Origin of the sequence: Mycobacterium sp. 852002-40037_SCH5390672, assembly GCF_001665875.1 — a bacterium.
Taxonomy (GTDB): Bacteria; Actinomycetota; Actinomycetes; order Mycobacteriales; family Mycobacteriaceae; genus Mycobacterium.
In genome coordinates, this window is the sequence record NZ_LZTA01000102.1 from 101874 (window position 1) to 124846 (window position 22973).

The 22973-nt window shown below is 64.9% G+C and carries 23 protein-coding genes and 4 tRNA genes; 15 read left to right on the forward strand and 12 right to left on the reverse strand.

Annotated features, from left to right (window positions below):
* Positions 1-2: 2 nt before the first annotated feature.
* Positions 3-500 carry a nucleoside deaminase gene (locus A5782_RS19625; protein ID WP_067103709.1) on the reverse strand — a complete coding sequence of 166 codons (498 nt, stop codon included), beginning with the start codon at positions 498-500 and terminating at the stop codon, positions 3-5.
* Positions 501-620: 120 nt separating this feature from the next.
* Between A5782_RS19625 and A5782_RS19630 the strand changes: the two genes are divergently transcribed.
* Positions 621-1520, forward strand: coding sequence for a class I SAM-dependent methyltransferase (locus tag A5782_RS19630; protein WP_067103711.1), 900 nt, complete (start codon positions 621-623; stop codon positions 1518-1520).
* 40 nt (positions 1521-1560) lie between these two features.
* On the opposite strand, the gene A5782_RS19635 is transcribed toward A5782_RS19630, so the two are convergent.
* Positions 1561-1636 (reverse strand) — tRNA-Lys (locus A5782_RS19635).
* A gap of 124 nt (positions 1637-1760) precedes the next feature.
* Here A5782_RS19635 and A5782_RS19640 point away from each other — a divergent pair.
* The 3 genes from A5782_RS19640 to A5782_RS19650 all read left to right on the forward strand — a co-directional run bounded on the left by A5782_RS19640 (position 1761) and on the right by A5782_RS19650 (position 2039).
* Positions 1761-1833 (forward strand) — tRNA-Glu (locus A5782_RS19640).
* Between the two features lie 29 nt (positions 1834-1862).
* A tRNA-Asp gene (locus A5782_RS19645) sits at positions 1863-1939 on the forward strand.
* Between the two features lie 26 nt (positions 1940-1965).
* Positions 1966-2039, forward strand: a tRNA-Phe gene (locus tag A5782_RS19650).
* A gap of 156 nt (positions 2040-2195) precedes the next feature.
* Here A5782_RS19650 and A5782_RS19655 read toward each other — a convergent pair.
* The 4 genes from A5782_RS19655 to A5782_RS19670 all read right to left on the reverse strand — a co-directional run bounded on the left by A5782_RS19655 (position 2196) and on the right by A5782_RS19670 (position 7537).
* Positions 2196-3446, reverse strand: a complete 1251-nt coding sequence (locus tag A5782_RS19655) for an MFS transporter (RefSeq protein WP_067103714.1) — start codon at positions 3444-3446, stop codon at positions 2196-2198.
* Between the two features lie 310 nt (positions 3447-3756).
* Positions 3757-4935 carry a PPE family protein gene (locus A5782_RS19660; RefSeq protein WP_067103716.1) on the reverse strand — a complete coding sequence of 393 codons (1179 nt, stop codon included), beginning with the start codon at positions 4933-4935 and terminating at the stop codon, positions 3757-3759.
* A gap of 1019 nt (positions 4936-5954) precedes the next feature.
* Positions 5955-6794, reverse strand: coding sequence for a mycofactocin-coupled SDR family oxidoreductase (locus tag A5782_RS19665; RefSeq protein WP_067103718.1), 840 nt, complete (start codon positions 6792-6794; stop codon positions 5955-5957).
* Positions 6795-6982: 188 nt separating this feature from the next.
* Positions 6983-7537 (reverse strand): TetR/AcrR family transcriptional regulator, encoded by a 555-nt coding sequence (locus A5782_RS19670; RefSeq protein WP_231986735.1) that lies wholly within the window; start codon positions 7535-7537, stop codon positions 6983-6985.
* Positions 7538-7823: 286 nt separating this feature from the next.
* Here A5782_RS19670 and A5782_RS19675 point away from each other — a divergent pair, with 286 nt between their 5' ends.
* Positions 7824-9104, forward strand: coding sequence for a cytochrome P450 (locus A5782_RS19675; protein ID WP_067103723.1), 1281 nt, complete (start codon positions 7824-7826; stop codon positions 9102-9104).
* Between the two features lie 206 nt (positions 9105-9310).
* On the opposite strand, the gene A5782_RS19680 is transcribed toward A5782_RS19675, so the two are convergent.
* Positions 9311-9760 (reverse strand): DUF5994 family protein, encoded by a 450-nt coding sequence (locus tag A5782_RS19680; protein WP_067103726.1) that lies wholly within the window; start codon positions 9758-9760, stop codon positions 9311-9313.
* 411 nt (positions 9761-10171) lie between these two features.
* On the opposite strand from A5782_RS19680, the gene A5782_RS19685 reads away from it, so the two are divergent.
* The 4 genes from A5782_RS19685 (at position 10172) to A5782_RS19705 (ending at position 13064) form a co-directional block, all read left to right on the forward strand.
* Positions 10172-10405: a hypothetical protein gene (locus A5782_RS19685; RefSeq protein ID WP_067103846.1), complete on the forward strand. Its 234-nt coding sequence runs from the start codon at positions 10172-10174 to the stop codon at positions 10403-10405.
* Positions 10406-10964: 559 nt separating this feature from the next.
* A complete protein-coding gene (locus A5782_RS19690; RefSeq protein WP_067103728.1) occupies positions 10965-11168 on the forward strand; it encodes a cold-shock protein in 204 nt (67 codons plus the stop codon).
* A 299-nt stretch (positions 11169-11467) separates the two neighbouring features.
* Positions 11468-12166 (forward strand): M15 family metallopeptidase, encoded by a 699-nt coding sequence (locus A5782_RS19700; RefSeq protein WP_067103732.1) that lies wholly within the window; start codon positions 11468-11470, stop codon positions 12164-12166.
* Between the two features lie 85 nt (positions 12167-12251).
* Entirely contained in the window at positions 12252-13064 is an 813-nt protein-coding gene (locus tag A5782_RS19705) for a methyltransferase domain-containing protein (protein WP_067103735.1), read from the forward strand.
* Positions 13065-13068: 4 nt separating this feature from the next.
* On the opposite strand, the gene A5782_RS19710 is transcribed toward A5782_RS19705, so the two are convergent.
* Positions 13069-13893, reverse strand: coding sequence for an NAD(P)-dependent oxidoreductase (locus tag A5782_RS19710; RefSeq protein WP_067103737.1), 825 nt, complete (start codon positions 13891-13893; stop codon positions 13069-13071).
* Between the two features lie 70 nt (positions 13894-13963).
* Here A5782_RS19710 and A5782_RS19715 point away from each other — a divergent pair, with 70 nt between their 5' ends.
* Genes A5782_RS19715 through A5782_RS19730 form a run of 4 tightly spaced genes read left to right on the forward strand, consistent with a single transcriptional unit; the run spans position 13964 to position 17957 of the window.
* Positions 13964-15541, forward strand: coding sequence for a methylmalonyl-CoA mutase family protein (locus tag A5782_RS19715; protein ID WP_067103739.1), 1578 nt, complete (start codon positions 13964-13966; stop codon positions 15539-15541).
* Positions 15542-15982 (forward strand): cobalamin-dependent protein, encoded by a 441-nt coding sequence (locus A5782_RS19720; protein WP_067103741.1) that lies wholly within the window; start codon positions 15542-15544, stop codon positions 15980-15982.
* Positions 15967-16923: an LLM class F420-dependent oxidoreductase gene (locus A5782_RS19725; protein ID WP_067103744.1), complete on the forward strand. Its 957-nt coding sequence runs from the start codon at positions 15967-15969 to the stop codon at positions 16921-16923. Before A5782_RS19720 ends, A5782_RS19725 begins: the two co-directional genes overlap by 16 nt.
* Entirely contained in the window at positions 16920-17957 is a 1038-nt protein-coding gene (locus A5782_RS19730; RefSeq protein WP_067103746.1) for a CaiB/BaiF CoA-transferase family protein, read from the forward strand. Before A5782_RS19725 ends, A5782_RS19730 begins: the two co-directional genes overlap by 4 nt.
* Positions 17958-18023: 66 nt before the next feature.
* Here the strand turns inward: A5782_RS19730 and A5782_RS19735 are convergent, their stop codons facing one another.
* Positions 18024-18920: a LysR family transcriptional regulator gene (locus A5782_RS19735; RefSeq protein WP_067103749.1), complete on the reverse strand. Its 897-nt coding sequence runs from the start codon at positions 18918-18920 to the stop codon at positions 18024-18026.
* A gap of 164 nt (positions 18921-19084) precedes the next feature.
* Between A5782_RS19735 and A5782_RS19740 the strand changes: the two genes are divergently transcribed.
* Entirely contained in the window at positions 19085-19975 is an 891-nt protein-coding gene (locus A5782_RS19740; RefSeq protein ID WP_067103751.1) for an SDR family oxidoreductase, read from the forward strand.
* 20 nt (positions 19976-19995) lie between these two features.
* Complete coding sequence (locus tag A5782_RS19745) at positions 19996-20901, forward strand: TIGR03620 family F420-dependent LLM class oxidoreductase (protein WP_082943027.1); 906 nt, start codon at positions 19996-19998, stop codon at positions 20899-20901.
* 9 nt (positions 20902-20910) lie between these two features.
* Here A5782_RS19745 and A5782_RS19750 read toward each other — a convergent pair whose 3' ends face one another.
* From A5782_RS19750 to A5782_RS19760, 3 genes are read right to left on the reverse strand one after another with little or no spacing between them, the layout of a single operon-like run.
* Complete coding sequence (locus tag A5782_RS19750; protein ID WP_067103754.1) at positions 20911-22176, reverse strand: amidohydrolase family protein; 1266 nt, start codon at positions 22174-22176, stop codon at positions 20911-20913.
* 41 nt (positions 22177-22217) lie between these two features.
* A complete protein-coding gene (locus tag A5782_RS19755; protein WP_067103848.1) occupies positions 22218-22532 on the reverse strand; it encodes a DUF4286 family protein in 315 nt (104 codons plus the stop codon).
* Between the two features lie 20 nt (positions 22533-22552).
* The gene (locus tag A5782_RS19760) at positions 22553-22891 is read right to left on the reverse strand and encodes a 2Fe-2S iron-sulfur cluster-binding protein (protein WP_067103755.1); all 339 of its coding nucleotides are present in this window, start codon (positions 22889-22891) and stop codon (positions 22553-22555) included.
* Positions 22892-22973 lie beyond the last annotated feature (82 nt).

Here is a 22973-nt window from a genome sequence, read left to right on the forward strand (position 1 = left end):
ATTCAGGCCGACGGGACGGCCGTCGACTGGCGGCCGCCATTGCGCTCGTTCCAGAGCCGGTAGACGCCCACGGCGTCGTCGTGGGGCTCGTAGCGCATGGGCAGGCGCCGCTGGTCCCAGTGCTTCGCGAATTCGTCGTAGAACGTGGACAACTCGAAGTATTTGCGGTTATCCAGGTAGTACTGCTCGTAGCTTTCCCGGGTGGTCAGAAAGACGACTTCCTTGGGTGAGCAGTAGTACAGCGAGCCCAGGCACATCGGGCATGGGTGTGCCAGCACGTAGATAGTGGCGTCGACGAGATGCTCGGTGCCCAGCTTCATACAGGCCTCGCGGATGGCGAGGATCTCCGCGTGGGCGGTGGGATCGTTCGTCTGGGCCACCTTGTTGGCGCTCTCGGCCAGCACCTCGCCGTCCTGGACGATCACCGTCGCGAACGGGCGACCGCCCGCTGTCACGTTTCGGCGAGCCAGCTCGATCGTCCGCTGTGCGAAATCGGTCACGGGTCCTCCGGTGTAAACGGGGAGCAGATGACTCGGAGAGTAGTCCCGCGGGCCGGGATGCGACCCTGTGATACTAACTAGATTGTCTATGTTTTTCCTGACCCGGTTAAAGGGGGCACGATGGCGCGCACCGAACGTGATCGTTGGGATCTTGCGACAAGCGTCGGGGCGACGGCGACCATGGTGGCCGCTCAGCGGGCGCTGTCTTCCGAAGCAAAGTTGATCGACGACCCGTATGCCGCACCGTTGGTGCAGTCGGTCGGGATCGACGTCTACGTCCGGCTGGTGAACGGCGAAATCGCGGCCGGCGGGAACACGGAGTTCGATCCGCAGCGAATGGCGCAGGGCATGGCCTGCCGAACCCGGTTCTACGACCAGTTCTTTCTGGACGCGACCCGCAGCGGCATCGGGCAGGTGGTGATCCTTGCCTCGGGCCTCGATTCCCGCGCCTACCGGCTGCCCTGGCCGGCGGGGACGGTCGTCTACGAGGTCGACATGCCAGAGGTGATCGAATTCAAGACCCTGACGCTGGGCGACCTGGGAGCCGAGCCGACCGCCGAGCGGCGCACCGTGGGCATCGACCTGCGCGATGATTGGGCCTCGGCCCTGCAGGCGGCCGGATTCGATCCGCAGGCGTCCTCGGCATGGAGCGCCGAAGGGCTGGTGGTCTACCTGCCCGACGAAGCCCAAGACGCGCTGTTCGACAACATCACGACGCTGAGTGCACCCGGCAGCCGTCTCGCCTTCGAATTCGTGCCTGACACTGCCGTTTTCGCCGACCCGCGGTGGCGCGCCCACCACGACCGGATGAGCGAACTCGGGTTCGAGATCGACTTCAACGATCTCGTCTACCACGGGCAGCGCAGCCACATTGTCGACCACCTGAACCGGCGCGGCTGGCAGACCTCGTCGCAAACCATTGCGGAGTTGCATGCGGCCAACGGATTCGTCTACGCCGACGACGACGTCGCCGCGGCCTTCGCCGATGTCACCTACAGCAGCGCGGTGCTCGGGCGATGAGCCGTCATCAGTGCGCGCACAGCCAGGGCCATGCGCGGTGTGGTGCCCCCACTAGGACTCGAACCTAGGACCTGCGGATTAAAAGTCCGTAGCTCTACCAACTGAGCTATAGGGGCTGAGGAGATTCAGGATACTTGGACCGAAAACGCGGCTCGTTTGAGGATTGGGCACACCGTGACCTAAGCTGACGTGGCTCCCAACGAAACCACGTTGCGGGTACCCCGGAGTGATTCGGTTCTGGCCCCCATCGTCTAGTGGCCTAGGACGCCGCCCTTTCACGGCGGTAGCACGGGTTCGAATCCCGTTGGGGGTACGCAACGCGGTGACGCGGAGCAGCAGCAAGGCCCTGTGGCGCAGTTGGTTAGCGCGCCGCCCTGTCACGGCGGAGGTCGCGGGTTCGAGTCCCGTCAGGGTCGCCAGCGCGGCGAGGCACTCGCTGCCTTCCGGCCAGGTAGCTCAGTCGGTACGAGCGTCCGCCTGAAAAGCGGAAGGTCGGCGGTTCGATCCCGCCCCTGGCCACTGCGATAGTCCCAATGCGCTGCCTTCTTTCCTGTGGCTACGAATCCGCCACGATCGCGTCGGCGAGGTCGTCCGCCAGAAACATCCTCGTCCGGTACGGCTGTGAGGATGAAGGCGCGACGGGCGCCTACGAAACTCGGAATTGTGGACCACGAGTCACCGGACGCCGCCCGATGGTGCTTCGGCTAGGTGTCGCGCTTTCGTTTCCAAGCCCCGCGGTACCAGCCCGACCGGCACCAATGGTATTGCCAGCAGCGGGAACAAACCGCACACCGCCCACGCCGGCGGAAATGCGGCGGCGGCGATCGCCGCGCCGAAGAGTGGAGGTCCGGTTGCGGCCATCAGTCGCTGAGTGGTGTTGTGCAAGCCCAGCGCGCGTCCGCTCCAGAACGGACCGGCGAACTCGGTGATCGCGGTCGCCTCCAGACCGTTGTCGAGCACCGCAATCACCGATACCGCGACCATCAGCGGCACTGCGAAGCCTGAGGCAGTGCCGTCGGTAAGGGCGCGCAGAAACAGGGCTAAGGTCGCGGCGACGGCGATGATGCGGACCGGGCGCATTCGCGAGCCGACGTGATCCGACCAACGCCCCACCGCGATGCGGCCTACAGCGCCGAGCAATTGAGAGAGAGTGACTAGGCCACCGGCCGCTGCGATCGACCAGTGGTGGTATTTGGTCAGCCAGACCAGCATGAAGGTCACGGTGATCGTCTGCGGCATCATCAGCAGGCCCGCTACTGCGTGGATTCGCCACAGCGCCAACGATTTACGATATGGGTTGGCCAGCTCCTGCTCGGTGGCTGCGTTTCGAGACTTGCGGGGCGGGTCGACTATGCCTATCGCTCCGGCGATGGCCGCCACCGCGCATACCAGGGCCGGAAACATGAGCCCCGCGTGCGGGCCGCGCTCGGACAGCTCCGGAATGACCAGCGCGCCCAAGGCGATACCCAGGGGTTGCGCGGTCTGGCGGATACCCATCGCCAGACCGCGCTGGTGGGGCGGAAACCACGCGGATACCAATCGGCCGCCAGCGGTATTGCAGCTGGCGGCGGCCATGCCACCGAGGAATAGATAGGCACCGACCAACACCATCGACTGCGCCGACGCCGCGGCATAGGCGGCCGTGGCGGTCAGTGCCGAACCCAGCGTCAGCACGATCCGCTCGCCGACTCGGTCTAGCACGTAGCCCCAAAGAACCAGCGTGACGACCATGCCGCAGCTCGGCATCGACGACAGCAGACTGGCCTCGGTCAGTGGAATCCCTTGAGCGCTCTGTAGTGAGGGGATCAAAAAGGCGATGCCGTTGATGAAGAGGAAGGAGCTCGCCGTTATTCCCAACGAGATGGCCATAATCGACCAGCGTGCGCTCGCTCCGAGTTGTGTCGCAATATTCAGCTCCCTCGTCATCGGCGCGTCATCCGACGTCGTTGCGGCAGAACGAAGTTCACGGCTCGCGGAAACCGGCGGGATTTAGTTCGCCCTCGCCCATCGTCGGTGCTTCTGCGGCGATCTTCGTCAGCAACGACGTCCCAATTCATGAACAGGATGAGAGGTATCGCTGTTTCAGCTGCCGTTGTCGCGGTGGGAAAGTCAAGCAACCGCGCCATCCGCGATGACTGGTGTCCCCCTGGGTCGACTCGTGAGTTGATATGGGTCGTGACGACATCGTCGATTTTTCGTTGCTTGAACAGCCCGAGGATCCGCACTCTCACGGCTCTCACCCGCCCGCCGGTGTTCGGGAAACCACCGTTGGACGCAGTTCGAACCGGGAGGCCGCGTCACCGACCCCACGCCCAGTGGAATTCGTCATTGGGATAAAGGGCAGACCCGTCGGCGCACTGCTCACATGTCCAGCTATCGGAGCGGAGTGCCAACTGGCGCTTGGCAACTCGGCGGAAACAGGGCTTGCTATCGGGGCGCTTGCCCAGGTGTTCGGCACCGATAGCGCACCGATCGAGATTCCGCGGCCAATGTCCGAGCGCATCGCGGTGCCGGTGCCGGCGACCCCCGCCAGCCCCATTGCCTGCGCTCCGGAGCCGATCCGTTGGGCCAGCGATGATTTCGCAGACACGGCCGTCGCGGGCGCGGCTACGTTTCTCGACAACGACAGTGCGGAATTGAGGAAATTGAGGGGATGCATGGCGATCTTTGCCGGTGTTTCCACAAGGCTGCCCAGTTTCGACATCGCCCCCGACAGTGACGCGGGTGTGGGGGTGGCCGAAGTGGATGCCGGCGCTGTGGCGAGCTCCTGCAGTGTCTGGGGAACCGTAGTGATCACTTGGGAGCCGGTCGACATCACTTCTTGCGCCTGCAGCCCGACCGAGTTGCCCGTTGTGTGGGTGACAGCGGCGCCCTGGATGGCCACACCCGCTGGATCGGTCGTCGTCGGGGGCGAAAAAAACGGAGTCAGGCTCGCAGCGGCCGCCGAAGATGCGGCGTAGCTGTACATTGCGACGGCATCTTGAGCCCACATCAGTTCGTACTCGGCCTCGGTGGTTGCGATGGTTGGGCTGTTCTGCCCGAGGACGTTGGTGGCGACCAGCAGCAGAACTCGTGCGCGATTTTCGGCGATCAGCGGCGGCGGAACCGTCGCAGCGAACGCCGCCTCGTAAGCTCCAGCAGCGGCCTGCGCATGGTTGGCGGCCTGCACAGCCTGACCGGCGGTGGTGCTCAGCCACGTGACATAGGGCGTCGCTGCTTCGGTCATCGCCGTCGAGGCGAGGCCTGCCCACTGGCAGGCGAGTGTCGAGATCACTGAGCCGTATGCGGTCGCCGCTGTGTACAGGTCGCCGGCCAGCGCGTCCCACGCCATCGTGGCGGCCAAAAACGATCCCGCACCGGGGCCCGAATACATGCGTCCGGAATTGATTTCTGGTGGTAATGCTGCGAAATCCATCGCTATCCCTCCCCGGCCATGGCTGGGAGTTTGAGGTGATTGTCGACTGTGACTGTGGCAGTGGTGAATTGCGGTGCTCGCGCGAACATGAGCTTCCCCTTCAAGGCGTGGGTGCGCACGGTATGCGCCGCCGACCGGTGTTAGCCGCGGTACGGCGGAACTGGCTCGGCTTAAGCCGATTTGCGATTGCTGCAATCGTGGTTGCGCGTCAACGCGGCTTTATACAGAGCAGGCACTTGACGCGAATAACGGCTCACCGGCTGTGGTTTGAACGCATAAGGTGGCGCCCGCAGCCTGACGCTGGCCGATCAGAGACGAGCGACGCAGAAGAGGGTCAAAAGATCTTGGCCATCAGGAGGATTGGCAGGCGCACGTGACCGGGGTGCGCTGCACGGAATCAACCGCGTGGTCATGGAGGCCGGCGTCGGCAACGACCACTCTGGTGGCGCCGACCGTGACCAGTTTGGCGGCCGATCACGCTTTATCCCAGCGCTTTTGAATGGCTTCTGGTTCGTCGATGACGGACCACGGTCAAATCGACTTGTGGGTTCGCCACGATCGTCAACCTGGGTTCGGGCGAGGTCTGTCCCAGACTGCGACGCCGCAACCTGTTGCTCAGGACCCGGCGCGGCGAGCGTCGACCGCAGTGCCCAGCACCCGGTGAGAGCGGCCAACAGGGCAAGGCACGCAACGACCGCGACGGCTGATCGCCATGGTCGACGTTTGCCTAAGTCGCAGAGTCTCACAGTGATTCACACATTATCATCGACGACAGCCTCGTCAGGTCCGACAAAGATTTGAAGATGATTAGAGGAATTCGGCAGCTGTAGCGGACGTTGAAGGCCCACCAGGTGCGCGGTTTGCCGGGCCTGCCAGCGGTTTCCGTTTCGGCCGCACCACTCGCGGATGAAGACGAGACTGACAGGAGACGTCGCGGCTATGTACTGCCCGTGGCCACCCGTGTTGCGGTCGGTGGGCAAGAGCGCGTGGGTCGGGCCGGTAACCGGTGGGGTGTGCTGCTACTTGAGCATGCTCCCGGCGTCAACGGTGACCGGAAGACCCGTGATGTAACGCGATTCGTCGGATGCCAGGAAAAGCACCGCGTTGCTGATATCAACCGGCTCGACCCAGCCGACCGGCAGTACGTGCATGAACTGCGCGGCGACCTTGAGGTCGTCCGGGCCGGGGTTCTCCAGATCCGGCCGGAACAGCTTCATCGTTCCCTCGTTCATGAACATCGGCGTGTTCACGTTGGTCGGGTGAACCGAATTCACCCGGATGAAGTGCTGACCGAGTTCCACCGCGAAGGCACGCATCAATCCGACGACACCGTGTTTGGCGGCGATGTAGTGACCGGTGTGCGGATAGGCCTTGAGGCCGCCGACCGAGCTGGTCAAGATGATCGATCCACCTTCGCCCTGGGAAATCAGATGCGGCACACCGGCTTTGACGGTCTTCCAGACACCCGACAGGTTGACGTCGATCATGTCTCGCCAGTCGTCTTCGCGGGTTTTGTCCAGAGTCTGCCCGCCGTTGCCGATTCCGGCGTTAGCGCAGATGATGTCCAAGCGGCCAAGCTGCTCGACTCCGCCGTCCACGGTCGCTTTCAGGGCGTCGTAGTCACGCACGTCGACTTCGGCGGTCACGATGCGCCGGTTGAGGCCCTTGATGAGGTCGGCGGTTTTAGCCAGGTCGTCCGGCGTCGACGGCGGGATCTCGCTGCTGCTGCTGATCGGTGTGCAGATGTCGACCGCGATGATGTCGGCACCCTCCTGCGCCAGGCGTACCGCGTGGCTGCGGCCCTGCCCCCGGGCGGCCCCGGTGATCAACGCAACCTTGCCCTCAACTCGTCCGCCCATGCCTGCACCTCACTGATCCGAAACGCCGCGATGACGATGCCCGGTGCGCATCTGCCTGTCGCGTTCAATTATTTGTCGATCGATCAGGAGAGTGGCATCATTCGGCCGCACTGTCAACTGGGCGACGGTAGGGCCGTGCGATCGGAGGCGGTGGGTCTCTGCTGCTCCCGTTGGGGTGTCGGCCAGAGCTAGGTGCCCGACGCCGGCGTCACGGCGGGTGCCTTCAACAGATTCATCTGGCGTTCGACGAACGCCCGTAACTCGTCGTGCCCTTGGGTGACGCCGACGGCATTCTCGTTGCACAGGCTGCGCGCCACCTGCGCGATCAGCATCGAGATGGCCACCGGCGGATATTTCTCGAGATCGATGTGGTTGGCGCGCAGCACCATCGTCACGGCCGCCGTCTCGATGTCGCGGACTCGCTCTGCGTAGACCTTGAGTTCGGCGCCAATTGCCTTGCGGTGGTTGGCCAGTGCCATGAACTCGGCATTCAGCGTCGTCACGGCGGAGTCGCTGTTCATCAGCCAGAGCGCTTGTAGAGGATCGGCCTCGGTGAGCAGGGCACGCATGCGCATCAATGCGGCCTCGGCGCCGGCCCGCAGCACCTCCACGAACAGATCGTCCATCGTCGGGAAGTAGTAGTAAACCAGGGCCTGCTTGACGCCGGCCTCTGCGGCCACGCGCCGGGACGTGGCCGCGGCGTAGCCCTCCTCGCGCATGATTCGGGCGGTCGCCTCGATCAGCTTGCTGCGCGCCCCGGCGCCGGCGCTCCTCTTGGTGGGGCGAGTTGCCGGGGGGTTGGGGGCGGCCGTTTTGCTTGACCGGCCCGCGCGGTCCATGGTAGGCATACCGCATCCTAGCAATTTGGTCGATCGATCAATCTATAAACCGGAAGCGCGGGTCAACCGGGATGGAGGGTGCCGATGGCGACCGCAGACCTGCGTGTCGGCGCCGAGCCGTCAGCGTGGTCCCGCAGGACGCGTCGGCGCGATGCGCCGCGCTTTTGGGCCAGGAAAAGGAATTGAACTCATGACCGAACTCGCCGACGTCGACTACTTCACCGACGCCGAGGTCGCGCAAGATCCCTATGCCTACTGGGATTACCTGCGCAGCCAGGGCCCGGTGTTCCGCGAGCCGCATTGCGGGGTCGTGGCCGTCACGGGTTACCACGAGGTCCAGGCCGCCTTCAAAGACGTCGCATCGTTCTCCGCGGTCAACGCGATCGGGGGCCCGTTCCCGCCGCTGCCGTTCACCCCGGAAGGGGATGACATCAGCGCGCAGATCGAAGCGCATCGCCACGAATTCCCGATCTTCGAGCACATGGTTGTCATGGACCCGCCCGAACACGACAAAGCGCGCTCCCTGCTCGGGCGGCTGCTCACTCCGCGTCGGCTGCAGGAAAACAAGGAGTACATCTGGCAATTGGCCGACCGGCAGTTCGACGAGTTCATCGCCAACGGTCAGTGTGAGTTCCTCGGTGAGTACGCGAAGCCCTTCGCGACGCTGGCGATCGCCGACCTGCTCGGGGTGCCCGACGAAGACCGGGCGGAGATCCGCCGCAATCTCGGGGCCGGTAACGCGCCGGGCGCCCGGGTGGGCGCGCTGGATCACGAACCGGTGGGCAGCAACCCGCTGCAGTACCTCGATGACCTGTTCAGCGCCTACATCGCCGACCGGCGGGAACGCCCCCGCCACGACGTACTGACCGGTCTGGCGACCGCCACGTACCCAGATGGCTCGACCCCACCGCTACTGGAGGTGGTGCGACCGGCCACCTTCCTGTTCGCGGCCGGCCAGGAGACCGTGACCAAGCTGCTGAGCGCCGCGGTACAGGTCCTCGGTGACCAGCCCGAGCTTCAGGCGCGATTGCGCGCTGATCGGAGCCTGATCGGCTCGTTCATCGAAGAAGCACTGCGCATACAGAGCCCCACCAAGGTGGACTTCCGGCTGGCGCGCAAGACCACCACGCTGGGCGGAGTGCACATCGCGGCCGGCACCGTCATCATGCTGTGCCTGGGTGCGGCCAACCGCGATCCACGAAAGTTCGAGAATCCCAATGAATTTCAGGCCGACCGGAAAAACGTTCGGGAACACATTGCTTTCGGTCGCGGAATCCACACCTGCGCGGGCGCACCGCTTGCGCGGGTGGAAGGCCAGGTCACCATCAACCGCCTCCTGGACCGCACGGCTGACATCAGGATCAGCGAGGCAAAGCACGGCCCGCCTCCCAGCCGGGAGTATGGCTACGAGCCCACGTTCTTACTGCGGGGCCTCAAGGAGTTGCACATCGAGTTCAGCCCCGCGGACTGACCAGCGTAGCCCTGTGCGGCAAGGCCTTTCACGTGTTTGGTAGTAGATGACGTTGCCGCCGTCTGCGCAATTGCCTTCGGGAATCTCGTGGATCGACGTCCAGACATCAAACTCGGTGGGCCGGCTTCCTCAAAACCCGGGGCGGCCTCGAGGTAGGGCGCGGTTGCCGAGCGCCGGCTCAAGCGGCTAATCATCGGCTGCGCCGGCTAGTAACCGGAAGAACGTTCACATTGTTGTTGCGCGGCTCGCAAGATCGAGTCGGCGCGTATGAATGCAGGTTTGGCACGGTCAGCGCCCTCAATGGGTAGGTCTGCGGCGCAGCGCAGCACCATCAGGGCCAACGCGCTGTGGGTCGCGTACGAGACGATCAGCAGGTTAGCGCAAGCATGCGCGCCGCTAACCGTCATTACGTGCTGGAGTTTGCCTTCCCACCCCGGCCAGTTGAAATCGGGTGGTCGCTGGAGCGATGACCAGTTCACGTTGATGGAGGTGACGTCCCCGAGCAAAGGGGTCAGGACCGCAATAAGCTCGGGCAATTCGTTGGTGATGCGATCTGCGCGCGGCCACCACGCGCCGTCGATATCGCGGCCGAGCTCGCGCGCCACCGATAGCCGGATGGGAGTGGCTTGGCGTCGGGTCCTGATCGCATAGCTCATCGGAGGCACCGCAGTTGGCAATTCGCGTACCTGATGACGGTGGCGCGATCGTCCGCAAAAGTTGTGGGGGTTTTCCGGTGTCGGGTGATAGCCGGGGCTGCATAACCCATGGGCGGTTCCTTCGCGCTCGGCATCGTCGGGCCCGCGGACGCGGGACCGCCGGAGGAATCACGTTGCCGTGGGGTCATCCGCGCCGATCACGCTGTGGACCACCGCTGACAACGAACGGCTCGTGTTTGACGCTACGCCACCACCGGCGCGTCCTGGGCATTGCACCCGGCAGATAAGGGCCTATCGTTGCGATACCGCAACAAATCCCTTGCGGTGCAAGGGATGAGGCGACGATGCTCGACATCTGCCCCGGTGGAGCGGGATTACGGTAGGGTGATGGCAACGGCGAGGACGGATTATATGTCTATAGATAACTGGTGCGACGCAGTCGAGATCCATCCGTCCCAGATCCGGGTCGGCGACATCATCGGCACGCGGCGCCCTACCGAATTGCGTCTGACCGTCAAGATGATCAGCGGTCCGCAGAGCGGTCCGCGGCAGTGGACATTTTTCAGCCGAGACGATAGCGGCCAGCAGCGAACCAGTACGTTCGGAGAAGACGAATTGGTCCGCAGGTACGCGAAATCATCCTGACGCCCAGGCCGATCAGCGACGTTGCGTTGCCGAGCCGGGGGCGTCGGTATCGGGGCGATCCGAAAACGTCGGGTGCTCGACCGGTTTCCCGGCGGTTTCGTCCGAAGCGACGTGTGTAGGTACCTCTGGATGGGAAAACAGGTTCGACTTGTCCATGGGCTGTCCTTCCGAATGAAGAGTTCGGCCGATACGCACTGTTACCTGACGTCGGACGAGGATCGAATCGCACGGCGATCTCATTCGTAATTCGTTCACGATTCGTGATGACCACTAGAAGGCGGTTCATCTCCACTGTACAGGCAGCCAACGCCGCGCAGGCGGTAGGCGGTGAGCTGATGCCCTACCATGCATTCTGCACCGGAGAAGGCGGTTCCGTCGTAGTCGCGGCGCTCGGGTTGCGCCGGTCACAGGCGTTGACACCGTCCAGACCGTCCGCAACGCAGGTTGCATAGCGCCGCAAAGCTTTTCAAAGTTTTTCAAAACTTGGTCGGCGTCATGTTACCCTGATCCCGCATGGATGTGATTGGTACATCCGCATTTGAATGAGAGAAGTAAGTAAATGGCACAGGGAACTGTGAAGTGGTTCAACGGTGAAAAGGGCTTCGGCTTCATCACCCCTGACGACGGCGCGAAGGACCTCTTCGTCCACTACTCCGAGATCCAGGGAAACGGCTACCGTTCGCTCGAGGAGAACCAGCGTGTTCAGTTCGAGGTTGAGCAAGGAGCCAAAGGCCCCCAGGCAGTAGGAGTCTCTGCCGTCTAGAAATTCACATACATCACGGTGGGGCTGGTGCTTCGTACCAGCCCACTGGTGTTTTCGGGCCCCTTGACGCCGGTGACCTGCTGATTCGATTCGTTGAGGGTGCATTTCGATCTGTCCGGCGCATCGCGCAATCCGCGATCGCGGGCGACCGGTTCCCAAGTTTCTGAGTCGCTGCCCAACGATGCCTTCGTTGTGGTGACTCATGGGCGGATCAACCTTCGGGGGCCGCGTGCCCCGTCGGCTGCGACATCACCCAGCAGTTCACCCGATCCGGACCGTCCAACCGGGATAATGCCCGCATGCGTCTGGCGTGGGTGCTGCGATGGGCGACCGCGGTGGCCCTCGTCTCGGTGGGCGGCACACGCACCGCGCAAGCCAGCCCCGACGTGCCGCCGGTTAGCGACGCCGCGCGAGCGGCCGGATTCGTGGACATCCGCACCGTCGTTTCCGACGCGGTGCTCGACCTGCGCTACGCGACGACGAACAATTTCACCCACACGCAGCTGTATCCCGCCGACGCAAGGTGCCTCGTACACCAATCGATGGCCCCGGGCCTGGCCGCTGCCGCCGGCGCGCTGCGCCCGCAGGGCCACCTGCTGGTGTTCTGGGACTGCTATCGGCCGCACGACGTCCAGGTCAAAATGTTCAACCTGGTCCCCAACCCCGCCTGGGTGGCACGCCCGGGCGCGTACGCGCGCAGCCACGAGTCGGGGCGTTCGGTGGACGTGACCTTCACGACGACCCAGCAGCCGTGCCCGTCGGGGCAATACGCGGGCGGACTGTGCCTGGCTGACATGGGTACTGATTTTGACGACTTCACTTCTCGGGCAACTGCTTTCAATACACAAGGCATCAGCCCCGATGCTGTGGCGAACCGGGCGGCGCTGCGCTCGGCCATGAACTATGGCGGGTTGAAGGTGTATTCGGGTGAGTGGTGGCATTTCGACGGTCCGGGAGCCGGTGTCGACCAACCGATCCTCAACGTCCCCGTCGACTAGACGATCTCATATTATTAGACGCTAATGTCATAATGTGGCTACTCGCGTAAGCTGCCAGCCGAGACGCGGCAGGCAAGGGGCGGCAGTGAGCGACGAACAGCGAGCGACCTACACGCACGGGCACCACGAGTCGGTGTTGCGCTCTCACCAGCGACGCACCGCCGAGGACTCCGCTGCGTACCTGCTGCCACACCTGAAATCGGGGATGTCCCTGCTCGACATCGGCTGCGGGCCCGGCACCATCACCGCCGACCTTGCCGCGCGGGTCGCACCCGGAGCGGTCACCGCAGTCGACCAGGTCGCCGACGTGCTCAGTGTTGCCCGCACCGAAGTCGAGCAACGCAGCCTGTCCAACGTCTCGTTCGCGACCGCCGACGTGCACAACCTCGATTTTCCCGACGGCACTTTCGATGTCGTCCACGCGCATCAGGTGTTACAGCACGTCACCGATCCGGTGGCGGCCCTGCGGGAGATGCGGCGAGTGTGCGCGCCGGGTGGCATCGTGGCGGCCCGCGACGCCGATTACTCGGGGTTCATCTGGTACCCACAGCTTCCGGCGCTCGACCTGTGGCGAGAGCTCTACCAACGCGTCGCGCGCGCCAACCGCGGCGAACCAGATGCGGGGCGCCGACTGCTGTCATGGGCCCAACAGGCGGGATTTGGCGACATCACGCCCACGGGCAGCCTGTGGTGTTTTGCCACGCCCACGACGCGCGATTGGTGGGGCGGAATGTGGGCCGACCGGATCCTGCACTCAACGGTGTCGCGCGACCTAATGAGCCTCGAACTGGCGACCACCGCGCAGCTCGAGGAGATCTCGGCCGCGTGGCGAGAATGGGCCGCCGCCCCGGACGCGTGGATCGCCATACCTCACGGCGAAATCCTCTGCCGCGCATAGGAATTTAGTCCAGGAACAGGTCGGGGATAGGATGCTCACCGCCGCCGTAGCGGGACAGGTCCGTTACCCCGGCGGAGTGCAGAACCTCAGCGTCGATGTAGCAGTTGCCGGTGGCTTCCCGGCTGGGCCGAGAGAAGATTTCTACCGCTGCGTCGGCCATGATCTCAGGGCTGCGCGACGACTCGGCCAACTTGTCGCCGTCGGCCATGTTCGCCACCGCGGCGGTAGCGATATACGTCTGCGGCCACAGGCAATTCACGCCGATCCCGGCGTCGGTGAATTCCGCCGCCCAGCCCAGCGACAGCAGCGTCATCCCGTACTTGGACAGCGTGTAGGCCGGGTGGGCGCCCAGCCAGCGTGGATTCATGTTCACCGGTGGCGAGATCGTCAGCACGTGCGGGTTGGCGGATTTCTCCAGGTGTGGCACGCACGCCTTGGTCAGCAGGAACGTGCCACGCAGGTTGACCTCCTGCATCAGGTCGTACTTCTTGGCCGACAGAACGGCGGTCGGTTCCACCGCGATGGCGCTGGCGTTGTTGACGCAGACGTCGATGCCGCCGAATCGCTGCACCGCCGCATCGACCACACGTTGCACGTCCTCTTCGCGGCGTACGTCGCCGACGACCGCCAGGGCCTTACCCCCGGCGGCCTCGACCTCGGCGGCGGCGGTGTGCACCGTTCCACGCAGACGGGGATGCGGGGTGTCGGTCTTGGCCAGGAGCACCACATTGGCGCCCTGCCTGGCCGCTCCGATGCCGATCGCGAGCCCGATTCCGCGGCTGCCACCGGAGATGACGATAGTGCGATCGACAAGCGAGCCGTTAGGCATTGAGCCTCCTTTTACCTGGTCAAGCATGTGGTATTGGCATTCTCTTTTTTTGCAAGTACGTTATTCACCGATGGATAATACGGCCCACACTCCGTCTGGCATCCCGCTGCAGCCCGTGTACGGGCCGTCGGATGTCAGCGCGGAGCCTCCGCAGCCCGGGGAGTTCCCCTTCACCCGGGGTAACTTCGCGTCCGGTTATCGGGGCAAGCTCTGGACCTTCCGCCAGTACTCGGGATTCGGCACCGCCGAGGAATCCAACCGCCGTTACCGCTATCTGCTGGATCAGGGTGGGACCGGGTTGTCGGTGGCGCTCGATCTGCCCACCCAGTGTGGGTATGACTCCGATGATCCCGAGTTCGGTGAGGAGGTCGGCCGGGTCGGCGTCGCGGTGGATACCTTGGCCGACTTCGAGATCCTGTTCGACGGCATCCCGTTGGACAAGCTCAGCACGAGCATGACGATCAACGGCACGGCGGCGATCCTGCTGGCGTTCTATGTCGCGGCTGCTGAGAAGAAGGGGATAGCGCGGGAGAAGCTCACCGGAACCATCCAGAACGACATCCTCAAGGAATACGCCTCGCGCGGGACGTGGATCTGGCCGCCGGAGCCGTCGCTGCGACTGATCGCCGACACCATCGAGTTCTGCGCGGCCGAAGTTCCCCGGTTCAACGCGATTTCGGTGGCGGGTGCGCACTTTCGCGACGCCGGGGCCAACGCAGTGCAGGAGATGGCGTTCACCCTGGCCGACGGGGTGACCTATTGCGACACCGTGGTGCAGCGCGGCCGCATGACGATCGACCAGTTCGCACCGCAGATCTCGTTCTTCTTCTACACTCACGGAGATTTCTTCGAGGAGATCGCCAAATACCGTGCCGGACGCCGGCGTTGGGCGACCATCGTGCAGGAGCGCTACGGCGCGAAAACGGCCAAGGCGGCGATGTTCCGCTTCGGCTGTGTGTGTGGCGGCGCGTCGCTGTACGCACCGCAGGCCCACAACAACATCGTCCGGGTGGCCTACGAGGCGATGGCCGCGGTGCTCGGCGGTGTGCAGTCGATGTTCACCGCGGCCTGGGACGAGCCGTTCGCGCTGCCCACCGAGGAAACCACGACGTTGGCGCTGCGCACCCAGCAGATCCTGGCGCACGAAACCGGCGTGGCCAGCGTCGCGGACCCGCTGGGCGGCTCGTACTTCGTCGAGGCGCTCACCGATGCGACCGAGGCGCGCATCATCGAGATCATGTCCGACCTCGAGCGCCACGGCGGCATGGTCGCCGCCATCGAGGATGGTTACCTGCAGGGCCTGATCGCCGACGAAGCGTTCAGTTTGCATCGCGACGTGGAGGCCGGCACCCGCCCGGTCGTCGGGGTCAACCGGTTCGTGACCGAGGAGCCGGCACACGATGTCGTCACCTACGAGCTCGACGCCGAAGGACGTGATCTGCAACTCAAGCGGCTGTCCAAGGTCAAGGCTGAACGAGATTCGGTTGCAGTGAAATCCAGCCTTGGGGCGCTGTCGAGTTCCGCCGAGGGAGACGACAACCTGATGCACAAGTTGATCGACTGCGCCAATGCGTACTGCACGGTCGGGGAGATGGTGTCCGCGCTGAAGGCAGTGTGGGGCGAATTCCAGCAGCCGGTGGTGTTCTAAGTGGCCGTTCGCGTTCTGGTTGCCAAACCCGGCTTGGACGGGCATGACCGCGGCGCGAAAATCGTCGCCCGTACCTTGCGTGATGCCGGGTTCGAGGTCATCTACACCGGCATCCGCCAGCGCATCGAGGACATCGCCTCGATCGCGGTCCAGGAAGACGTCGCGGTGGTCGGCCTGAGCATCCTGTCGGGTGCGCACCTGGCACTCACCGCGCGCACCGTCGAAGCGTTGCGCGCCGCGGACGCCGCCGACATCGCCGTCGTCGTCGGGGGCACCATCCCGCACGCCGACGTCCCCAAGCTCTTGTCGGCGGGTGCGGCCGCGGTATTCCCCACGGGGACACCGCTGGACAACCTCGTACGTGAGATCCGCGCACTGACCGGCACGGCGGACGTTGAACCGAAGGAACCCGTCACGGAGGAACCATGCGCGTCGGAGTAATGATCGGCGCCGAGCGTGGCGATATGGCCCGCAAAGTGGACAAACTGGCCTCCGATATCGAGTGGGCCGAATCCGCGGGCCTGGACACCGCGTGGATGCCGCAGGTGCCCAACGACTTCGACTGCCTGACCATGGTGTCGCTGATGGCCGCGCACAGTTCGCGCATCGAGTTGGGTACTGCGGTGGTGCCGCTACAAGCCCAGCATCCGATCGCCCTTGCCCGCCAGGCACTCTCGACGCATGCGGTGGCCGGCGGACGCCTCGCCCTGGGCGTCGGACCGTCGCACCACTGGATCGTCCGAGACATGCTGGGTTTGCCGTACGAGAAGCCGGCCGCCTATACCCGCGACTACCTGCAGGTGCTCAACGCCGCCATCGCCGGGCCGGGATCGGTTGACGTCGAGAATGCTTCGTTCAAGGTGCACAATCCGCTGGCGATCGGGGCCGATACCCCGATGCCGGTACTGGTCGCGGCGCTGGGGCCGGTGATGCTGCAGATTGCCGGCGAACTCGCCGACGGCACCGTGCTGTGGATGGCCGACGAGCGCGCGATCGGTGATCACATCGCGCCGAAGATCGCCAAGGCGGCGGCGGACGCCGGGCGCCCCGCACCGCGGATCGTCGCGGGCATCCCGGTATGCCTGTGTGCGCCTGGGCAAGTCGACGAAGCCAAGGAGCGGGCCAACCGAATCCTGGGCGAGGCCGAGGTATCGCCCAACTACCAGCGCCTGCTCGACCGTGGCGATGCCCGCGATGTCGGTGATCTGTGTGCGGCCGGCGACGAGAAACAGATTCTGTCGCGATTCCGCTCTTTCGCCGACGCCGGTGTGACCGACCTGTCGGTGCGGCTGCTGCCCATCGGTGACAACCGTGATGAGCTGGTCGAATCCAAACGCCGCACCCGCGAAATGATCGCCTCACTCGCAGCGGAATTGCGTTGACTGCCAGCTTCACCGGGCCGCTGGCAGGCATACGCATCCTCGAAGTCGGCACCATGCTGGCGGGCCCGTACGCGACCATGCTGCTCGCCGATCTCGGTGCCGAGGTCACCAAGATCGAACCCGCCGGCGGCGAGATCTCCCGCAGCGTGGGTGCCACCTACTTCGCCAGCCTCAACCGCAACAAATCCAGCATCACTCTGGACCTGAATTCCGGAGCGGGACAGCAACGATTGGGCGAACTGGTCGCCGAATCCCACGCGCTGCTGGTGAACCTGAAACCTTCGGCCATCCGCCGGCTGGGTCTGACCTATGACGAGCTGCGACGGCACAACGAGCGGATCGTCTGCGTGGCGATCACCGGTTTCGGTCTGTACGGCGGCGACGATCCGGCCTTCGACTACGTGGTGCAGGCGGGCGTCGGCACCGCCGCACTGACCGGTGACCCGGACGGACCCCCGACGCTGCCCGGCTACTCCTCGGCCGACAACTCCACCGGAATGGCCGCGGCGCTAGGGCTTTTGGCCAAGATCATCTCCGGCACCGGCGGCCAGGTGGATGTGTCGCTGCGCGACGTCATGCTGTCCCAGCTGAACTACCACGCGTCGGCCTATCTGAACAGCGGTGTCGAGCCGCAGCGCCGTCCATACGGGGCCCACTCCTATTACGTTCCGGCTCAGCTCTTCCCAACCGCCGACGGATATCTGGCGCTGTTCATCACGCACGACGGCTTCTGGAAGTCGTTCGCCGCCGAAGCGGGCATCGGGGGTTTCGAAACCATGGCCGAACGCGTCGCCCGCCGCGACGAGGTGCTGGCGGTGGTCACGGCGATGCTGGCCACCGACAGCGCCGTGGGGTGGGAAGCACGACTGCGGCCGTTGGGAGTTCCGGCGGCCGCCGTCAGAACTTTGCCCGAGGCCCTCGAAGCGACCCCGGAAGTGGTGGTGACAGCGGGTGATTTCCGTTTGGTAGGAAGCCCGATTCACGTCTCGGGGTATCAGCCCGAGTATCGTCCGCCGCCGGAGCTGGCTAACTAAGCCGCCGAACGTCGAGCTGTGGCGCCAATATCGCCGATTTCGCCCGACAAAGTCCCACGTTTGGCGTCACGGCTTCAGGTGGGCTTCGGCGAGTTTGCGAAAGGCCGCCACTAACCGGCTGCGGTCCCCGGCCCGCGTCGCCAAGACGACGTGGCAGGGCTCGACGCCTTTCAATGGGACCGTGGTGATGTCGGGCCGCAGGGCGGTGCCGTGGAAGCCGGCCGTGATGGCCACCGCCTGCCCGGAGGCGATGACTTCAAACTTGTCCTCGAGTGCGTCGATGAATGGACCGCCGGGTGCCCGGCGCCCGTCGGGACGCGGATCGATGCGCCAGTAGGCGCTCCAGGCCGGGTCGGAGTTCCGCACTCGCGGCATCGGCTCGTCGGCGATGTCGTCGAGGGTCACGAAATCGCGACCCGCAAGGCGGTGGTCGACGGGCAGCGCTAGTACCCGAGGCTCGTCGTAGAGGATCGTCACGTGCAGCCCGTCGGTCGGAAACGGTAGCCGGGTGACCACCGCGTCCACCCGATGCCCGAGCAGGGCGTCAAGCGCCTGACCCCAATCCAGGTGCGAGACTTGCACTTCGGCGTCGGGGTGTTCGCGGCGCATCTCGCGCACCGCGGGGGTGACGATCATCCCGGTCGTGTATCCGATCGCGATGCGGCTGGGCTGGGCGGCCGCCCGGGCCTGGGCCGCGGCCTGCGTGGCCGAACGCAGCAGGGCCTTGGCTCGCGGCAGAAACACCTCCCCGGCCTCCGTGAGCCGGGTGCCTTGCGGCGTGCGATCCAGCAGGCGAACACCCAGTTGCTGCTCGAGTCGGCGGATCTGCCGGCTCAATGACGGCTGTGCGACGCGCAGTGCGCTCGCTGCCCGCCCGAAGTGCCGGTGTTCGGCCACCACGACGAAGTACCCGACCAGTCGCAGGTCGAGGTCTATGAGTGGCGGTGATGCCGAGTCGGTCATGCGCTCACTGTACTCATGGCGTCGACACTTCTGCTGGGCATTTACCTGTCGAGCCTGCGGTGATGCTGAATGTGTATCGCCCTATCCGTAATAGGTCTTGGACAGGTCCGCGGCGGGGTCATTGACTTGAGGTCACCAGCATCAATCAATCGAAGGGACCTTCCATGCACGTCTTTGTGACGGGGGCGACCGGACACATCGGTTCGGCCGTCGTCGACGAACTCTTGGAAGCCGGGCACCAAATCACCGGCCTGGCGCGCTCCGAGGACTCCGCCGCCGCTCTGTTGGCAAAGGGAGTCAACGTGCGGCGCGGCGACCTTGACGACCTGGACGGCCTGCGTGACGCCGCCGCGGCGTCCGACGGCGTCATCCACCTCGCCTTCCGGCACGACTTCGACGACTTCGTCGGCGCGGCAGAGACCGATCTGCGTGCTGTGCACGCAATGGGGGAGGCGCTTGTCGGTTCCGATCGGCCCTTTGTCAGCACGTCGGGAACGCTCTTGCTTGCCCTGCTGGGTCACGGCCTGGCCACTGAACAGGACGTGGCGCCCGGCGGCCCCCGGGTGGACTCGGAGAACGCGGCGATCGCATTGGCCGAACGTGGGGTCCGGTCGTCGGTCGTTCGGCTGTCCCCGTTGGTGCACAGCGATCTGGACCACCACGGCTTTGCCCACCAGCTGATCAACACCGCGCGCGCCACGGGCAAGTCCGCCTACATCGGCGACGGCGCCAACCGCTGGCCCGCGGTGCACACGCTCGACGCCGCGCACCTCTACCGACTGGCACTCGAGAAGGCCCCGGCGGGAACGCGTTTGCACGGGGTGGCCGATGAAGGGGTTCCGTTCCGCGACATCGCCGCCGTGATCGGACGCCGCCTCAATGTGCCGACGCTCAGCATTCCCGCCGAAGAAGCCGGCCATTTCGGCTTTCTCGCTCTATTCGCCACGTTGGACAACCCGACGTCGAAGGCCCTGACGCAGAAGGTGCTCGACTGGCAACCCGAACATGCCGGACTGCTCGAGGATCTCGAAGCCGGCCATTACTTCGGCCAGTGAGCGACGACGTGGCTGACGCTGTGGTCGACGCGGCCCGGGAAGCATTGGGCTCGGTTGGGGTATGCCTGCCCGTCTCGTTCGACAGGCAACCGTCTACCGACCTGCAACGCGAGGCGTCGCGCCGGCTGGAAGCGGCCGGGTACCGCGCCGTGTGGACCAACGAGGTGATTGGTAAGGACGCCCTGGTGCAACTCGCCGTGCTGCTGGCCGCCACCGACCGGATGACCTTCGGCACGTGCATCGCCAATGTCTGGTCGCGGCCCGCCCAGACCATGCACGCCGCGGCGGCCCAACTGGCCCAGGCATATCCCGACAGGATTGTGCTAGGGATGGGGGTTGGCTACCCGGAGCAGGCGGTCAGCGTCGGGCGGGAATACGGCAGCCCGCTGGCCACCATGCGTGATTATCTGGGCCGGATGGACGACCTGACCTGGCCGCCCGCGCCAGATGCGGCATATGCCCGCATCGTCGCCGCCAACGGTCCGAAGATGCTTGCCCTGTCGGGCGAAATCGCCGACGGAGCGTTGCCCGCGGGGCTGCCTCCGGAGTTCACCGCCCAAGCCCGGCGGGTGCTCGGACCGGACAAGCTCCTGGTCATCGGACTGACTGTGGTCCGCGACATCCAGGCCGCGCGGGAGGCGGTGTCGGCCAGACTCGGTGTGCCGTCTTATGCGTCGAGGCTGGCGGAGCTGGGCTACTCGGCCCGTGACACCGGCGAGGTGAGCGACCGGCTGGTCAACGCACTTGTCGCGCATGGCGATCCGGCGGAGATCGCGGCCAAGGTGAGCGAGCACTTGGACGCCGGTGCTGATCACGTTGCGCTGCTGCCGCCCATCGGTGGCGAATTCACTGCCGGCGTAGACCAATTCGAAGAGCTGGCCCCGGCGCTGACAGCAACTCGGACATATCGCCCGCCGACGGGCTGACGCGCCGCGCTACGTCTGCTTCGCCAGCTGCTTTTCCTGATAGCGACGCGCCCACTCGGCCCGCGACCGGATGGACACGTCCACGTCACTTCCCTTGGCGCGCAGCGTTTTGACGTTCGCCTGCTCGCGAGGGGTCCGGGCGAACGGGTCCCAACCGAAGAACCGGCAGGCGTTGCCCCAGGTGATCTTGTTGATGTCGGAATCGTCGGCGCCGGCGGCATTCAGTTCGGCCAGCACCTGCTCGGGCGCGTCCGGCCAGAAGCAGTCGGAGTGCGGGTAGTCACATTCCCAGGCGATGATGTCGACGCCGATCTCGTGGCGCAGCTTCAGTGACGTCTTGTCGGTGACGTAGCAGGCCAGCGAGTGCTCCCGGAAGACGTCGCTGGGCAGTTTGTCGCCGAAGTCGCGGCGCAGCCATTTCTGGTTGGTGTAGTGGCGGTCGCTGCGGTCCAGGTAGAACGGGATCCAGCCGATACCGCCCTCGGAGAAGGCGAATTTGAGATCCGGATAGTTGCGCATGGCGGGGCCCCACAACAGGTCTTGGGCGCACATCGCCGAGACCTGGGTGGCCAGGATGATCAGGTTGTCGATCGGCGCGTCGGGTGCCATGCTGATCGCCCCGAAGCCGGTGCCGATGTGCAGACACATCACCACGTTCTCCTCGGACAACGTGCGGAACACCGGGCCCCAGTAGTCGTCGTCGTGGTAGCTCGGGAGTCCTTCCAAATGAGGCAATTCCGGCATGGTGACCGCCCGGCAGCCCTTCGCGGCGACCCTACGGATCTCGGCACACATCGCCTCGGGGTTCCACGTCGGCAGGATGGCGATCGGGATGAACCGATCGGGATAGGAACCGGCCCACTCGTCGATGTGCCAGTCGTTGTAGGCCGACACCATCACCAGCGTGACCTCTTCACGGTGCATGTTCAGATGCCGGGCGGAGAACCCGGTGAACGTCGGGAAGCACATCGACGCGAGGATGCCGTTGCGGTTCATGTCCCGGACGCGTTCGTGAACGTCGTAGACGCCGGGACGCATCTCGGCGAACCCGGCGGGATCGCGGCCCCACTCTTCGGCCGGCCACGACACCACGGCGTTCAGTCCGCTGACGCCCTGTGGCCTGCCCTGGTACATCCACTGGTCGACGCCCTTGTCGTCCATGACGACGATCGGGGCCTCGTCCCGATACTTGGCGGGCACGTGCCGCAGGAACATGTCCGGCGGTTCGACCACGTGGTCGTCAATGCTCACCAAGATCAGGTCATCGACCTTCATCAATCAGTCCTCTCCCGCGCAGCGACTCGGGCCGAAATCGGTCAGCCGCTGCACTCCGTGGTGGTTTCCAGCAGTCGTGGAATCGGCGCCGGGTCCAGCTGCAGGGCGTCCGACATGTGCAGCCGTCCGGCGCTGGCGATCATGTTGTCCAGAATCGCCTGCAGGTCGTCACCCTCGATCTCGTAGATGGCGACGTAGGGTCCGTCGCCGTCAACGGGTCGCAGCCGGCGCGCGGAGACGAATCCGTCCAGGGCGACGAGCTCACCGAGGTGCACCTGGTCGTACCAGGTGTTGTACTCCTGTTCACGCTCGGGCGAGCTGGGTCGGCTCTCCACGAGGATGATGCCCTTGGCCATGGTCGCCACCTCTCAGGCTGTTACTCGTAGCGCACCGTGACCGAGTCCGTATCCGGAACGCCCTGGCACGTCAGAATGTAGCCCTCGGCGACCTCGTCGGGTTCGAGAGCGTCGTTGACACGCATGGTGGCATGGCCCTCTTCGAGCTTGGCCATGCACGTACCGCAATTGCCGGCCTCACAACTGAACGGCGGCTCCAGCCCGGCCCGTCGCGCGCTCTCCAACAAAGTCTCGCCCGGGACTCTGGGCACCGAGACCTTTTTGCGGTCGAGATGAATCGTCACCATTCCGGCACCGGAACCGTTTGTTGCCGGCTCTGTCACCCCTGGGGTCTCCTCGATGATCCGGGTGACCGTCACGCGGACCGCCCCCTCTCCCGTACTTGCATTCTTCACTATAGAGAATACTATTCTCACGAAGCGATAGCATCTTCTCAAGACT

Excerpts from the sequence above, each read along its gene's own strand:
- A5782_RS19630 (WP_067103711.1), top strand. The coding sequence starts at position 621 with ATGGCGCGCACCGAACGTGATCGTTGGGATCTTGCGACAAGCGTCGGG.
- A5782_RS19655 (WP_067103714.1), bottom strand. The coding sequence starts at position 3,446 with ATGACGAGGGAGCTGAATATTGCGACACAACTCGGAGCGAGCGCACGC.
- A5782_RS19660 (WP_067103716.1), bottom strand. The coding sequence starts at position 4,935 with ATGGATTTCGCAGCATTACCACCAGAAATCAATTCCGGACGCATGTAT.
- A5782_RS19665 (WP_067103718.1), bottom strand. The coding sequence starts at position 6,794 with ATGGGCGGACGAGTTGAGGGCAAGGTTGCGTTGATCACCGGGGCCGCC.
- A5782_RS19675 (WP_067103723.1), top strand. The coding sequence starts at position 7,824 with ATGACCGAACTCGCCGACGTCGACTACTTCACCGACGCCGAGGTCGCG.
- A5782_RS19680 (WP_067103726.1), bottom strand. The coding sequence starts at position 9,760 with ATGAGCTATGCGATCAGGACCCGACGCCAAGCCACTCCCATCCGGCTA.
- A5782_RS19685 (WP_067103846.1), top strand. The coding sequence starts at position 10,172 with ATGTCTATAGATAACTGGTGCGACGCAGTCGAGATCCATCCGTCCCAG.
- A5782_RS19690 (WP_067103728.1), top strand. The coding sequence starts at position 10,965 with ATGGCACAGGGAACTGTGAAGTGGTTCAACGGTGAAAAGGGCTTCGGC.
- A5782_RS19700 (WP_067103732.1), top strand. The coding sequence starts at position 11,468 with ATGCGTCTGGCGTGGGTGCTGCGATGGGCGACCGCGGTGGCCCTCGTC.
- A5782_RS19710 (WP_067103737.1), bottom strand. The coding sequence starts at position 13,893 with ATGCCTAACGGCTCGCTTGTCGATCGCACTATCGTCATCTCCGGTGGC.
- A5782_RS19715 (WP_067103739.1), top strand. The coding sequence starts at position 13,964 with ATGGATAATACGGCCCACACTCCGTCTGGCATCCCGCTGCAGCCCGTG.
- A5782_RS19725 (WP_067103744.1), top strand. The coding sequence starts at position 15,967 with ATGCGCGTCGGAGTAATGATCGGCGCCGAGCGTGGCGATATGGCCCGC.
- A5782_RS19735 (WP_067103749.1), bottom strand. The coding sequence starts at position 18,920 with ATGACCGACTCGGCATCACCGCCACTCATAGACCTCGACCTGCGACTG.
- A5782_RS19740 (WP_067103751.1), top strand. The coding sequence starts at position 19,085 with ATGCACGTCTTTGTGACGGGGGCGACCGGACACATCGGTTCGGCCGTC.
- A5782_RS19750 (WP_067103754.1), bottom strand. The coding sequence starts at position 22,176 with ATGAAGGTCGATGACCTGATCTTGGTGAGCATTGACGACCACGTGGTC.
- A5782_RS19755 (WP_067103848.1), bottom strand. The coding sequence starts at position 22,532 with ATGGCCAAGGGCATCATCCTCGTGGAGAGCCGACCCAGCTCGCCCGAG.